This window comes from Williamsia sp. Y712, assembly GCF_059445525.1.
The window spans coordinates 1934400-1947892 of the sequence record NZ_JCAIUN010000001.1 but is presented as its reverse complement, the minus strand read 5'-3'; the positions used below and the strand labels follow the sequence as shown (position 1 = coordinate 1947892).

General features: G+C 62.3%; 11 protein-coding genes and 1 pseudogene. 2 read left to right on the top strand and 10 right to left on the bottom strand.

All coding sequences use genetic code 11. The features are described from left to right. Position 1: 1 nt before the first annotated feature. Both AC1D75_RS09020 and AC1D75_RS09015 read right to left on the bottom strand, forming a co-directional pair. Entirely contained in the window at positions 2-628 is a 627-nt protein-coding gene (locus tag AC1D75_RS09020; protein ID WP_495514923.1) for a TetR/AcrR family transcriptional regulator, read from the bottom strand. After that, positions 625-2460 carry an N-acyl-D-amino-acid deacylase family protein gene (locus AC1D75_RS09015; RefSeq protein ID WP_495514922.1) on the bottom strand — a complete coding sequence of 612 codons (1836 nt, stop codon included), beginning with the start codon at positions 2458-2460 and terminating at the stop codon, positions 625-627. The genes AC1D75_RS09020 and AC1D75_RS09015 overlap by 4 nt, the downstream gene beginning before the upstream one ends. 128 nt (positions 2461-2588) lie before the next feature. On the opposite strand from AC1D75_RS09015, the gene AC1D75_RS09010 reads away from it, so the two are divergent. Further along, complete coding sequence (locus AC1D75_RS09010; RefSeq protein WP_495514921.1) at positions 2589-2969, top strand: helix-turn-helix domain-containing protein; 381 nt, start codon at positions 2589-2591, stop codon at positions 2967-2969. A 108-nt stretch (positions 2970-3077) separates the two neighbouring features. On the opposite strand, the gene AC1D75_RS09005 is transcribed toward AC1D75_RS09010, so the two are convergent. The 8 genes from AC1D75_RS09005 to rpsL form a co-directional block, all read right to left on the bottom strand. Further along, complete coding sequence (locus tag AC1D75_RS09005; RefSeq protein WP_495514920.1) at positions 3078-4031, bottom strand: DUF222 domain-containing protein; 954 nt, start codon at positions 4029-4031, stop codon at positions 3078-3080. Between the two features lie 156 nt (positions 4032-4187). Then, the gene (locus AC1D75_RS09000) at positions 4188-4766 is read right to left on the bottom strand and encodes a ClpP family protease (RefSeq protein WP_495514919.1); all 579 of its coding nucleotides are present in this window, start codon (positions 4764-4766) and stop codon (positions 4188-4190) included. Then, positions 4763-5380 carry a ClpP family protease gene (locus AC1D75_RS08995; protein ID WP_495514918.1) on the bottom strand — a complete coding sequence of 206 codons (618 nt, stop codon included), beginning with the start codon at positions 5378-5380 and terminating at the stop codon, positions 4763-4765. The genes AC1D75_RS09000 and AC1D75_RS08995 overlap by 4 nt, the downstream gene beginning before the upstream one ends. 109 nt (positions 5381-5489) lie before the next feature. Then, positions 5490-6827: a cytochrome P450 gene (locus tag AC1D75_RS08990; protein ID WP_495514917.1), complete on the bottom strand. Its 1338-nt coding sequence runs from the start codon at positions 6825-6827 to the stop codon at positions 5490-5492. A 157-nt stretch (positions 6828-6984) separates the two neighbouring features. Next, positions 6985-8175: an elongation factor Tu gene (tuf, locus tag AC1D75_RS08985; protein WP_495514916.1), complete on the bottom strand. Its 1191-nt coding sequence runs from the start codon at positions 8173-8175 to the stop codon at positions 6985-6987. A gap of 155 nt (positions 8176-8330) precedes the next feature. Beyond that, entirely contained in the window at positions 8331-10436 is a 2106-nt protein-coding gene (gene fusA / locus AC1D75_RS08980; RefSeq protein ID WP_495514915.1) for an elongation factor G, read from the bottom strand. A 47-nt stretch (positions 10437-10483) separates the two neighbouring features. Then, a complete protein-coding gene (rpsG, locus tag AC1D75_RS08975; RefSeq protein WP_020109663.1) occupies positions 10484-10954 on the bottom strand; it encodes a 30S ribosomal protein S7 in 471 nt (156 codons plus the stop codon). Beyond that, positions 10954-11328, bottom strand: coding sequence for a 30S ribosomal protein S12 (gene rpsL / locus AC1D75_RS08970; RefSeq protein ID WP_023956148.1), 375 nt, complete (start codon positions 11326-11328; stop codon positions 10954-10956). The genes rpsG and rpsL overlap by 1 nt, the downstream gene beginning before the upstream one ends. A 545-nt stretch (positions 11329-11873) precedes the next feature. Between rpsL and AC1D75_RS08965 the strand changes: the two are divergent. Continuing rightward, positions 11874-13490, top strand: a pseudogene (locus AC1D75_RS08965) (MFS transporter). Positions 13491-13493: the final 3 nt, after the last annotated feature.

The following is a 13493-nucleotide window of genomic DNA, read 5'->3' as shown; positions in this document are numbered from 1 at the left end:
GTCATTCCGGAGACCCTGACAACCATCGGAGTACCAGTTCGAGCCGTGCCTCATCGCGCGCGGGCTGCGGATTGACCGCGGCCGTGACAGATTCACCGTCGAACAGATGCACCACCGTCAGTGCGATGAGTTCGATCTGCCCCTCAGGAAGGTACTGGACCGCAGGTAACGTACGCGCAAAGGCGGCAATCTGGTCGTGATACTCAGATGTCAAGGGCGCCAGGCGTTCTCGCAAAGCGGCATCGGTGCGGGCGGCAACGAGCAGTTCGTACCAGGCGCCGTTGATCGGGGCCCGGCAGGCCGCACGCAGCAGCCGTAGACAGTCCGACAGCGTCCCCGCCCCCAGTAACGCCAATGATTGCGAGAATGCCTCGAACTGCTTCTGCCGCACGTCGTCCGCGGCCGCGATCACCAGATCCAGCCGGGTCGGGAAATGCCGGAACAGACCACCCTGTGACACTCCGCTGCGGGCACAGATCTCACTGATCGTGCTGCGCTGATATCCGAGTTCGCACAACGAATCCACGCAGGCTTGCACCAGCCGGGCTTTCGTGGCGTTTCGTCGTTGCTCTTGGGTACGCCGTGGCGGCGGGACGATCTCGTTCTCAGCGCCGGGGGCAGAACTCACGAAGCGACCTCGACCACGGTCGGCTTCTTGTCGCCGGTGGCCCCGGCCCGCAAAAACTGTCCACTACGCATACCGGTACCGAATCCTGGCGCGAATTGACCACGGCCATACAGGTATTCACCGGATACCACCACCGCGCTCACCGCGTCGTCATTTCTGTTGACCATCCGCTTGATTCCCCCGAACTCAGCCATCGGTGCCTCCGCATACTCTTTGCTCTCATCATTCAACCCGTGCGGGTTGACGACCACAAGATCGGCACGGTCGCCCACACGCAGGAAGCCGGCATCGAGGTTGTAGAACTCACCGAGTTCACCGGTGAGTTTGTGGACTGCGGCCTCAACGGTGAGGAACGGGGTCCGCCCGCCGCCCTGGGCTTCTTTCACCCTTTGCAGCAACCTGATCCCGTAGTTGTAGAACGCCATATTGCGCAGGTGCGCGCCGGCATCGGAGAAGCCGACGGTCACGCCGTTCTGGTTGATCAGCCAGTCGGCGATGTCCGGGCGGTCGTTGGTGATCACGGTGCGCCACCGGAACGCCGTGCCGTGTTCGACGACCAGGTCGAGGAACAGATCCGTGCTGTGGACGCCCCGCTCGCGCGCCACCTGCTCCACGGTTTTGCCGACCACCGAGTCGTCGGGGCAGTCGGTGATCTCCGCGTCGTCGAAGTCGCGGTGCCAGATCCGAGAGCTGAACTTCTTCTCGAAATCCTCACGGAACCAACGTCGGTATTCGGGGTCTTTCAGGAGATCGTTGCGCCCCATCTCTTCTCGCAGGTGCAGGGCCGCCCGGCCCGACGCGAACTCCTCGAACACCACCAGGTCGATGCCGTCGCTGTACACCTGGAACGGAACCGGTAGATGCTGCCACCGCAACGCCCCTCGGCCCCAGGAGTTGGCAACAGTGGCGATCGGACCGAAGATCCGGCGCACCCACCGATCGGACTTCGCATCAGCGGCGGCCAGGACCGAGGTCTTGAGTGGTTTGCGGCCCAGTCCGGTGCTCGAAGCAAGGAAGAAGAGGATGTCGTACTTGGTGTTGAGATTCGGAATGGTCTGCAGCACGCGATCGCGCCGCCGCAGCACCTTGTTGATCTTGCGGCGCTCGCTCCAGCGCGCGTAGACCGATGGCAACGACCGCGACCGGTAGCGGTCTCCGTCGAGCTTGTCCCAGGGGTTGGTCATCGCGGACACCCCGAGAAAGCCCGCGTCCAGGGCATCTTCGACAGCATCGAGCATCTTTGCCATCTCACCCCTGCTCGGCCGGTGGGCGCGGTCCGTGGACCGGCCCAACCCCATGACGTCGGCGCGGATGTCGGAGTGACCCAAGAAGGCCGCGATGTTGGGGCCGAGCGGCAACCGTTCGATCGCCTCGATATACGACGCCGGATCGGTCCAGGTCTTACCGCCTTCGAGCGCAGCGATGACCTGATCCCGCGGGAGGGCTTCGACCCGGCTGAACAGGTCCGCCGAGTCGATCGGGCTGGAATAGACCGTGGACAGCGAACAGTTGCCGATGAACGCCGTGGTGACCCCGTGGCGCACCGACTCCCCCAGCCCCGGGGCGACCAGCACCTCGGCGTCGTAATGGGTGTGGACGTCGATGAACCCCGGCATCACCCACTGGCCACCCGCCTCGATCACGCGTGTGTGTGATCCGACCGGAAGTGGCCGGGCCGATACCTCGACGACACGACCGTCGCGGATCCCGAGATCGCGAGCCAGGCCCGGCGCCCCCGTTCCGTCGAACCAGGTCCCCCCACGAACCACCAAGTCAAAGGACCGCCCGCCGGTGTTCTCGGCGCCGCGGGTGTCGTCCACTTGCACACTCATCTGTGACCTCCATCACGAACAATGCGGCCAATCTAACATCGCGAGCAATCACTCGCTATATATTTCCCAATTCTGCCCACAGCAGATCTCGCCACCGCGGAGCGAGCGTGCCAACTATCGTCGAATCCATGGGCCCATATCTCACCCGCGTTGCCGACCCCGACCCCGTGGCGATCGAGTTGCTCTGGCGTGAAGCACTCGGGACGGTCCTCCGGCGGGTACGCACCGAACAACAACGCATCCTCACCGACATCGCCGCCGAGGCCGGGGTCTCACCGCAATATCTGTCCGAGATCGAGCGGGGCCGCAAGGAGGCATCGTCCGAGATCCTGGCCGCCGTCAGCGGCGCCCTCGGGCTTTCACTCCTGCAGGTCACCCGCGGGGTCGCCGAAGTTCTCGAAGTCCTCGCCCGACCTCGGCCTGCCGTGACCCCGGTCGGTGGAGTCCAACGCACGACGGCAACGATGCGCCGCACCGGCGGTCACGTGAGCCTTCGAATGGTGTCCTGACCACCATCGAGAATCGCCCACGCGACTGCGGCGTTCACACTATGAAGTTCTCAAAGAGCTTGCAGTGCAGAGTTATCTACGCTGCCTCGTGGTTCCGGGCTCGCTCGCCTACGCAGCGGCGAGTTCGGAGGTCAGGGTACGGCGGGCGTTTGATCTGATCGCAGTCCTCGTTGCGTCGTCCGGTGCGATGAACCAGGGATGACCGTCGCGGTTTATGAACACTTCCCACCCACGGTGGTGGATGTACCGGTGGTGTCGTCGGCAGAGATTGTTGTCGAGCAGGATCTTCGTTATGACCGAATCACACGCCACCATCTGCGCGGTGGACGCTGACGCCGGTCCGGTCCACTCGAATGACGCCGGCCGTGCCGGTGCTTTCGAGCTGACACCCCTCAGTTGTATCACCTGCAGATACTCCGGTGACACCGTCACCACCACATGAGGTTTCGCGCCACCACGCGTCGGCCGATCTTCCTGATCGACATACGAATCCAGCAGTCGCTCGAGAGCATCCGCGCGAATCTGCGCATTCGACCGGCGATCGGGTGATCGGTCAGGTTCGGGTACCGGCCTCGACAGCACGATCGCCTTCTGCCGTGCCCGCTCCGACACCGCAGCCGGACTCGCCATCAACGCTTCGGTCAGCAAGCCGCGTACACAATCGTCTCGGTCAGTATCGGGCAAGTCCGGGTTTCGTCGTTCAATATGGTTGAGGCCCTTGACTATCGAGTTCACATTCTCACCCGACCGCGCCCCGTCCACGCCATAGGCCGCCACCGACGGAATGTCGCCGAGCGCCTTACCGACCCGCACATATCGATGAGCCGCGACCGGCGCCGCCCCCTCCTGTTGGTGCAGTCGCGCAGTGGATCGCTCACCCGACTTCTGCGCCAACCCACGTTTGTCGACTTCACCGACAAGCCGAAAAAGTATCTGCTCCACAACATGATTGAGTCGGATAACCGCCACCGTGCGTGATGAAATCTCAGCATCATCACCGGCGACCACAGCCGCATCCCCTGCCAGATCTGACAACCTGGCGAACATTCCCCCGAAGTCCATGATCTGAGCCTACGCCCAGAAACCCATTCGTACAAGTGTTCTATTGGGCTTCTTCTGTTGTGCCTCAACATCTTTCATGAGACTTACAAACCAATCGCCCATCCTACAGCGGCTGTACGACAATGCCCCGACCACGCATCGGACGCGGCAAGTGGATCAAAGGATCTCGTCGGCCAGACCGTATGCAACTGCTTGGTCGGCGCGCAGGATGAGGTCGCGGTCGGTGTCACGCCGCAAGGTCTCGAGGTCTTTACCGGTATGCCGGGACAACAACTCCTCCAGTTCACCTCGTACGCGAAGTACCTCATCGGCGTGGATGATCAGGTCCGGGATCGACCCCTTCCCCTCAATGGCCGGCTGATGCAACACCACTCGTCCGTGGCGGAGAATCCCCCGCTGGCCGGCAGTGCCTCCGGCCAGCAGAACGGCCGCGGCACCGATGGCCTGACCCACACAGGTGGTCGCGACGTCGCAGCTGATGAAGCGCATGGTGTCGTAGACGGCGAGCATCGCCGACGGGGAGCCACCCGGCGAGTTGATGTAGAGGTTGATGGGCTGCCCGGCACTGTCAGATGCGAGATGCAGCATCTGCGCGATCAGGACGTTGGCAACACCGTCATCGATTTCGGTTCCGAGATAAACAATCCGTTCCGAGAGCAACCGGCTGTACACGTCCAGTGAGCGCTCGCCGCCCGCGGTCTTCTCGATCACATAAGGGACGGTGTAGCTGCTCATCGCTTGCCGCCCAATGCAACCGGACGCGCAAACGCCGGGTAGATGTCTTCAACGCCGTCGACAACCCGATCGACGAACCCATAGTCCACGGCCTGCGCGGCGGTGTACCACCTGTCGCGCAGGGAGTCACTGACGATCCGTTCGAGCGGCATTCCGGTATTGCCCGCGATCAGCGAGAGCACCGTGTCGCGCGTATGCCGCAGATCGTCGGCCTGCAATTCCACATCAACGGCTGTACCGCCGATACCGGATGATCCCTGGTGCATCAGGATCCGCGAGTGTGTGAGCGCATATCGTTTGCCGGGAGCGCCTGCCGACAACAGGAACTGGCCCGCACTGGCGGCAATCCCGATCGCCAAGGTGCTCACGTCATTCGGGATCGCCCGCATGACGTCCATGATCGCGAGCATCGCAGGCACCGAACCGCCCGGCGAATTGATCCAGAAACTGATGTCCTTGTGCGAGTCCTCGGCAGACAGGAGGAGCAACTGGCTGCAGAGCCGGTTGCCCAACGTCTGGTCGAGCTGGTCACCGAGCATGACAACGCGTTGGTGAAACAGCCTGCTCACCAACTCGTCGTCGATCGTGCTGTTGCCGTTCTGAATGTTGTTCATGTCGACCAGCGTGCCGAATCGCGCGGATCCGCGAAAGAGGTTGCTGCCCAGAGCAGTTCTGCCGACGGCAGCTCCGATGGATCGGCGAACTCGGCGACCGGTTCGACGGTTACCTGCGCCGCAGGGTCACCGGCAGTCCGTCTTTCGGGATCGGCAGAGAGCTGTAGTCCATCGGGAGTTCGTAACCGGCGGGCACCGACCATTCGAAGTTGCGCAGGAGGTGATGCATGATCGTCTTGATCTCCATCTGACCGAAGTACAGGCCGATGCACTTGTGTACGCCACCGCCGAACGGACTCCACGCCATCCGGTGCACCTTGTCCTCGGCTCGCTCCTTGCTGAATCGTTCCGGGTCGAAGGTCCACGGATTCTTCCAATACTCCGCGTCCACGTGGTTCGCCTGGCTCGGCACCGCGACCATCGTGCCCTTCGGAACGAAGTAGCCCTGAATCTCGGTGTCTTGCACAGCGGTTCGAGGATGAGCAGGCACCGGCGGGCACAGACGCAGCGATTCCTTCATCACCAAGTCGAGGTCGGTCAGCGCCGCGAGATCGTCATACGACAACTCCGGCCCCAGTTCGAGCGACTGCGAACGGGCCCGCTCCTGCCACTGCGGAGCTTTCGCCATCTGGTAGCACATCTGCGTCATCGTGATGGTCGACGTGTCATGTGCGGCCATCAGCACAAAGATCATGTGGTTCACGACGTCCTCGTCGGTGAACCGATGCCCCTCTTCGCTTTCGGCAAAACACAGTTGAGAGAACAGATCTGGCGTCCGGGCGGCTCGTTTTGCGGCGATGTGCTTGTAGAAGAACTCCTCGAGGATCTTGCGAGACCGCACTCCGCGCCACCACCGGGTTCCGGGAACGGGCTTACGGATCACCGCGGTGCCGGCCTGCACCGTCTCCAGAAACGCCTTGTTGATCCGGTCGGCCTCGGCCTTCGACAGCTCCATGCCGAGGAACACCTCGAGGGCCACATCGAGGGTCAGCGCCTTGAACTCCTTGAACAGCAGCACATCTCCGGTCGGGAACTCTTCCATCCGCCGCCGGATCATCGGCTGCATGGCGTCCATGTAGCCCTTGAGTACCTTCGTGTTGAAGGCCTGCTGCAGGATCAGGCGGTGGTGACGGTGCTCGTCGAAGTCGAGCAGCATCACGCCCCGGTTGAAGAACGGGCCGATCAGATAGGACCACGCCGGACCGTTGGCGAAGGCCTTCTTCTTGTTCATCAGCAGTTCGTCGGCTGCCGCGGGCCCGGACGCGACGACGATCTTCTGGCCGAACGCATTGATCCCGGAGACCCTGCCGTATTTCGCATGTCGCTCGTCCGCATGCTTGAAGGGATCCCGCCGCATCGCAAGCACCTCGAGTGCCCCGTTGCGCGTCGAGAACGGGATCTCCTTGAGGCCGGAATCGACGGGTATCTCCGAGAACTTTGTGGACATGGGCCGAACCTCCATTGGAACGTATTTTCGCAATCGTATCTTTGGAGGCAGGTACTTGTAAACCGTGTCAACAGATAGTTGTCCGGCCCGGCACAGACAAAAGCGCCCGACCCCCAAGGGGATCGGGCGCTTTCGGTTTCTAGCTGGGTACTACTGCTTACTTGATGATCTTGGTGACGCGACCGGCACCAACGGTGCGGCCACCTTCACGGATCGCGTAACGCAGGCCCTCGTCCATGGCGACCGGCTGAATCAGCTTGACCGTCATCTCGGTGTTGTCACCGGGCATGACCATCTCGGTGCCCTCGGGCAGGGTCACAACGCCCGTCACGTCAGTTGTACGGAAGTAGAACTGGGGACGGTAGTTGTTGAAGAACGGGGTGTGCCGTCCACCCTCGTCCTTCGACAGGATGTAGGCCTGGCCCTCGAACTCGGTGTGCGGGGTGGTGGTACCCGGCTTGATGATGACCTGTCCACGCTCGACGTCCTCACGCTTGAGGCCACGCAGCAGCAGTCCGGCATTGTCGCCGGCCTGTGCCGAGTCGAGCAGCTTGTGGAACATCTCGATACCGGTGACGGTGGTCTTGGTGGTCTTCTCGCGGATGCCGACGATGTCGACTTCCTCGTTCACCTTGACCTCGCCACGCTCCACACGACCGGTGACAACGGTGCCACGACCGGTGATCGTGAACACGTCCTCCACAGGCATGAGGAACGGCTTCTCGGTTTCGCGAACCGGCTCCGGAACGCTCTCGTCGACAGCGTCCATGAGCTCTTCGACCGTCTTGACCCACTCGGGATCGCCTTCGAGCGCCTTGAGTGCCGAGACCTTGATGACAGGAGCATCTTCATCGAAGTCCTGTGCAGCGAGGAGCTCACGCACCTCCATCTCGACGAGCTCGATGATCTCGTCGTCATCAACCATGTCGGCCTTGTTCAGCGCGACGAGGATGTAAGGAACACCCACCTGACGGGCGAGCAGCACGTGCTCGCGAGTCTGCGGCATCGGGCCGTCAGTGGCGGCAACCACCAGGATTGCACCGTCCATCTGAGCAGCACCGGTGATCATGTTCTTGATGTAGTCAGCGTGACCAGGGGCATCAACGTGCGCGTAGTGGCGCTTCTCGGTCTGGTACTCCACATGCGAGATGTTGATCGTGATACCACGAGCCTTCTCTTCGGGAGCCTTGTCGATCTGATCGAACGCGAAGCTCTCGTTGAGGGTCGGGTACTTGTCGTGCAGCACCTTCGTGATGGCCGCCGTCAACGTGGTCTTACCGTGGTCGACGTGACCGATGGTGCCGATGTTCACGTGCGGCTTGGTCCGCTCGAACTTCGCCTTCGCCACTTGATTGTCCTCCTGGACTGTCGAGCGACCGGGGCAATCCCGGTCACTGTGTGTTTAGTTCTTGGTCGGGGAAGGGTTTTTCGAAACCCTTCCCCGCACAAGCGATCTCTTAATTGTTGTGCGCCGGTGGCGCTTATCGCCGAGGCGACGGGTGATTACTCGCCCGTTGCCTTGGCAATGATCTCCTTCGCCACGTTCGCCGGAACTTCGGCGTACGAGTCGAACACCATGGAGTAGTTTGCCCGGCCCTGGGTCCGCGACCGAAGGTCGCCGATGTAGCCGAACATCTCCGACAGCGGAACCAGTGCCTTCACGACACGGGCGCCACTGCGCTCTTCCATGGCCTGGATTTGACCACGGCGTGAGTTGAGGTCGCCGATCACGTCACCCATGTAATCCTCTGGCGTGGTGACCTCGACGGCCATCAACGGTTCCAGGATTACCGGGCCCGCCATCCGGGCTGCTTCTTTCATTGCAGCCGATCCGGCGATCTTGAACGCCATCTCCGACGAGTCGACGTCATGGTAGGCGCCGTCGAGCAGAGTGAACTTCAAGTTGACCAGCGGGTAGCCGGCGAGCACGCCGTACTGCATCGCGTCCTGCGCACCGGCATCCACGGATGGGATGTACTCGCGAGGAACGCGACCACCGGTCACCGCATTGACGAACTCGTAGGTGGCGCCGTCTTCGGCGTCGACCAACGGCTCGAGCTTGACGATGACCTTGGCGAACTGGCCGCTACCGCCTGTTTGCTTCTTGTGCACGTAGTCGTGCTTCTCGACCGTCTTGCGGATGGTCTCACGGTAGGCAACCTGAGGCTTGCCCACGTTGGCCTCGACCTTGAACTCACGCTTCATGCGATCGACAAGGATATCGAGGTGCAGCTCGCCCATACCGCCGATGACGGTCTGGCCGGTCTCTTCGTCCAGCTTGACCGAGAACGTCGGATCCTCTTCGGCCAGTTTCTGGATGGCGACACCCAGCTTTTCCTGGTCCGACTTGGTCTTCGGCTCGATCGAGACGTTGATGACCGGATCCGGGAAGCTCATCGATTCCAGGACGATCGGCGCGCTCGGGTCACACAGGGTGTCACCGGTGGTGGTGTCCTTGAGGCCGATCATCGCGTAGATGTGGCCCGCCGTGGCATCCTCAACCGGCATTTCCTTGTTGGCGTGCATCTGGAACAGCTTGCCGATGCGCTCTTTTTTGCCCTTGGTGGCATTGAGCACGCCGGTGCCGGCCGTGATGTGGCCCGAGTAGACCCGGACGAACGTCAGCTTGCCGAAGAACGGGTGCGAAGCGATCTTGAACGCCAGCGCCGCGAACGGCTCGTCGGCCGACGGCTTGCGCGACAGGATCTCTTCTTCGTTTCCGAGCGCGTGACCCTCGACAGAGGGAACGTCGAGCGGGTTCGGCAGGTAGTCGATGACCGCGTCGAGCATGGGCTGAACGCCCTTGTTCTTGAACGCAGAGCCACACAGCACCGGGTAGAGCACGCGGTTGACGGTCAGCTTGCGAATCGCAGCCTTGACCTCTGCGATGGTGACCTCTTCGCCGCCGAAGTACTTCTCGAGAAGCACCTCATCGGTCTCGACGATGGTCTCCATCAGCTTCTCGCGGTACTCTTTCGCCTTTTCGAGCAGATCCGCAGGGATCTCTTCGATGGTCGGCTCGGCACCGGTCGGGACAACGCCCCGCCACGTGATGGCCTTCATCTCGATCAGGTCGACAACGCCGTCGAAGTCATCTTCGGCACCGATGGGCAGCTGGAGAACCAGCGGCTTGGCACCGAGACGCTCTTCGATGGTGCGAACCGTGAAGTAGAAATCTGCGCCGAGCTTGTCCATCTTGTTGACAAAGCAGATACGCGGGACTTCGTACTTCTCGGCCTGCCGCCAGACCTGCTCGGACTGCGGCTCCACACCCTCTTTACCGTCGAAAACAGCAACCGCGCCATCGAGCACACGCAGGCTTCGCTCCACCTCGACGGTGAAGTCGACGTGCCCGGGGGTGTCGATGATGTTGATCTGGTTTTTGTTCCAGAAACAGGTCACCGCAGCGGAGGTGATGGTGATACCCCGCTCCTTCTCCTGCTCCATCCAGTCGGTCGTCGAGGCGCCGTCGTGGGTCTCGCCGATCTTGTAGTTGACGCCGGTGTAGAAGAGGATTCGCTCGGTGGTTGTGGTCTTGCCGGCATCGATGTGAGCCATGATGCCGATATTGCGAACCTTGGAGAGGTCGCTGAGCACTTCCTGTGCCACTTAATTCCTCACTCTGAATTGAAAGTTGTTGCAGCTGTTGCTGTGTGTCACCAGCGGTAGTGCGCGAACGCCCGGTTGGCCTCGGCCATCTTGTGGGTGTCCTCGCGACGCTTGACTGCAGCGCCCAGACCGTTGCTCGCGTCGAGCAGCTCGTTGGCGAGACGCTCGACCATGGTCTTCTCGCGACGCTGCCGGCTGAACGTGACCAGCCAACGCAGAGCGAGGGTGTTCGCACGACCGGGCTTGACCTCGATGGGCACCTGGTAGGTGGCGCCACCGACGCGACGGCTCTTGACCTCGAGTGCGGGGCGGACGTTGTCCAGCGCGCGCTTGAGGGTCACGACGGGATCGGTGCCGGTCTTCTCGCGAGCCTGCTCGAGAGCCTGGTACACGATGCGCTCGGCGGTCGACTTCTTGCCGTCCAGCAGGATCTTGTTGACCAGCTGGGTGACCAGCGGGCTGCCGTAGACGGGGTCATTGATGAGGGGGCGCTTCGGTGCGGGTCCTTTACGTGGCATCAGCCCTTCTCCTTCTTCGCGCCGTACTTGCTGCGGCCTTGCTTACGGGCCTTGACACCCTGGGTGTCGAGCGAGCCACGAATGACCTTGTAACGCACACCCGGGAGGTCCTTCACACGACCACCGCGAACGAGCACCATCGAGTGCTCCTGCAGGTTGTGACCTTCACCGGGGATGTATGCGGTCACCTCAACCGAACTGGTGAGGCGGACACGGGCGACCTTACGAAGCGCCGAGTTCGGCTTCTTCGGGGTCGTGGTGTAGACGCGAGTGCACACGCCGCGTCGCTGCGGGCTGCCCTTCAGCGCTGCCGTTTTCTGCTTGGCAGGCTTGTCGTGACGGCCCTTGCGGACCAGCTGGTTGATAGTTGGCACTGAGAGTTCTTCCTTTTGTTGGCGTTTTTCTTACTTCTGCTGCGGTTTCTGCTCCGGGCAAGCTTCCGATGAATCATCGGAACCTCCGCAGTACGCCCCACCAGGACCCAAAAGCCCTGGTCAGGTGAGCCCTCCCCTACCCCATAGTCGGGCGTGTCGAAATTGCCCGGCGTGATAGGTGAAGGCACGCAGATGAGACCCGGCCATTTGAATTAATGCGGAGGCCGAGCACCAGCGGTCAACTCTACCGACCTGGTGACCCCAGGTCAAAATCGTCCGGCACCTGTACCGACCAAAGCAATTCTGCAGGTCGCCATCGGTCTGCCGGCGACGCCGACAGGCCACAACACAGGGCGGGATCCAGCGTGGTCAACCACCCTTTATGGCGATCTATTCCGCGGGATCAGCGCGTACTCGACCGGCGAACATCCGAGCTGGGGGATTTGCCCGACCAAGCCTGGGCAAACGGTTTACGGTCGTCTTGGCAGGGCGACGCCGCCGGCCGAGAATTGAACAGCTGTCGGAACTCAGGTTGGGGATGCCGGATGACAGAAACACCGCGTTCCGGCACATCCGGCAATTCCGGCAGTTCCGGCCAGGCGACGGCGGGCGGCAAGCGCCTGCTACCTCTCCTGTTGTCCATGGCGATGTTCGTCCTGGTGGTCGACACCTCCTTGATGAACGTGTCGATCTCGTCGGTCGTCCGCGATCTCGACACCACCGTCAGCGGTGTCCAGTCGGCAATCGCCCTGGAGGCACTCGTCTCGGCTGCCTTCATCCTGATCGGCAGCAAGGTCGGAGACCTCATCGGGCGCAAACGGGCCTACGTGCTCGGCTTGCTCGGATACGCGGTGGGAGCCTCGGCGATGGCGGTGGCCCAGAACCTGATGACCATCGTGATCTTCTGGGCCATCCTCGGTGGCATCGGCGCATCGCTGCTCCTGCCCGCGATGCAGTCACTGATCCACGGCAACTTCGAAGGCGACGCACAGAAAAAGGTCTATGCCCTCGTCGGTGCGGCCGCTGCGATCGCCGCGGCGGTCGGCCCCCTCCTCGGTGGCTTCATCACGACATACCTGTCCTGGCGTCTGGCGTTTGTCCTCGAAGTCGTGATCATCGTCGTCGTCCTGTCGGGCATCAAGCTCGTCGAGGATGTGCCGTACACCGGGCCCCGGGGCGTCGACCTGGTCGGCGCTGCCCTCTCGGTTCTGGGCATGGGCGGCATCGTGTTGGGCATCCTCGTCTGGCAAGAAGGTGGCGAGGCCGTCGGTGCGCTCCTGGCGACCGGGGCGGTGGCCCTGGGCAGCCTGATGTACTGGCTCGTACGACGTAAGCGGCGCGGCGAACCGACATTGCTCGATCCGGAACTGTTCAAGTCCAAGCTCTTCCGGCTCGGCATCACCGGTCAGATGCTCCAGCAGATCGCGCTCGGCGGCACCATGATCGCGCTGCCGATCTACCTGCAGATGGTGCTCGAATACAACGCGATGCAGGCCGGCCTGTCGCTGGCACCTCTGTCGCTGAGCATGTTTGCGGTCGCACTGGTCGCAGGCCGGACCTTGACGCATCGGCGCCCGAGCATCATCGTCTGCTGGGGGTTCGGTCTGCTCACGGTGGGGATCGCGGTACTGGTCCCGATCGTGCCCCGCGCCGACTTCGGGTGGGCGTTGATCATTCCGCTCATCGTCGCCGGATCGGGTCTGGGGTTGCTCGTCTCGCAGCTCAACAACTACACACTCGGTCCCATCTCAGATGAACGGGTGAGCGAGGCCGCGGGCACCAACTCGGCCGCCGGATCCTTCGGTCTGTCGTTCGGACTCGCGTTCGCCGGCGCGATCATGTTGGCCGCGTTGTCCTTCACCCTCACCGCGATGTCGGAGTCGAGCTCGGTGCTCCCCGAGGCAGAGCAGGCCCAGGTGGCGCAGGTACTCGAAGACGACGCCGAGGTGATGAGCAACACCGCGCTCGACGAATTGCTCGTCGACTAGCCGCCGGCGATCAAGGACGAGATCATCCGCATCAACACCGACGCGCGACCCATCGCACTCCAGATAGCCCTGCTCATCCCGATCGTGGCCGGATTGCTCGGGCTCCTCAACGCATTGCGGATGATCCGGCTACCCGATCCCCCGCCAACGGCATCCGACGCCATTCTGGGCTGAGCG

What these genes read in the sequence shown, in the direction of transcription:
- AC1D75_RS09015 (WP_495514922.1), bottom strand. Translation starts at nt 2,460, where the DNA reads ATGAGTGTGCAAGTGGACGACACCCGCGGCGCCGAGAACACCGGCGGG.
- AC1D75_RS09010 (WP_495514921.1), top strand. Translation starts at nt 2,589, where the DNA reads ATGGGCCCATATCTCACCCGCGTTGCCGACCCCGACCCCGTGGCGATC.
- AC1D75_RS09005 (WP_495514920.1), bottom strand. Translation starts at nt 4,031, where the DNA reads ATGGACTTCGGGGGAATGTTCGCCAGGTTGTCAGATCTGGCAGGGGAT.
- AC1D75_RS09000 (WP_495514919.1), bottom strand. Translation starts at nt 4,766, where the DNA reads ATGAGCAGCTACACCGTCCCTTATGTGATCGAGAAGACCGCGGGCGGC.
- AC1D75_RS08995 (WP_495514918.1), bottom strand. Translation starts at nt 5,380, where the DNA reads ATGAACAACATTCAGAACGGCAACAGCACGATCGACGACGAGTTGGTG.
- AC1D75_RS08990 (WP_495514917.1), bottom strand. Translation starts at nt 6,827, where the DNA reads ATGTCCACAAAGTTCTCGGAGATACCCGTCGATTCCGGCCTCAAGGAG.
- rpsG (WP_020109663.1), bottom strand. Translation starts at nt 10,954, where the DNA reads ATGCCACGTAAAGGACCCGCACCGAAGCGCCCCCTCATCAATGACCCC.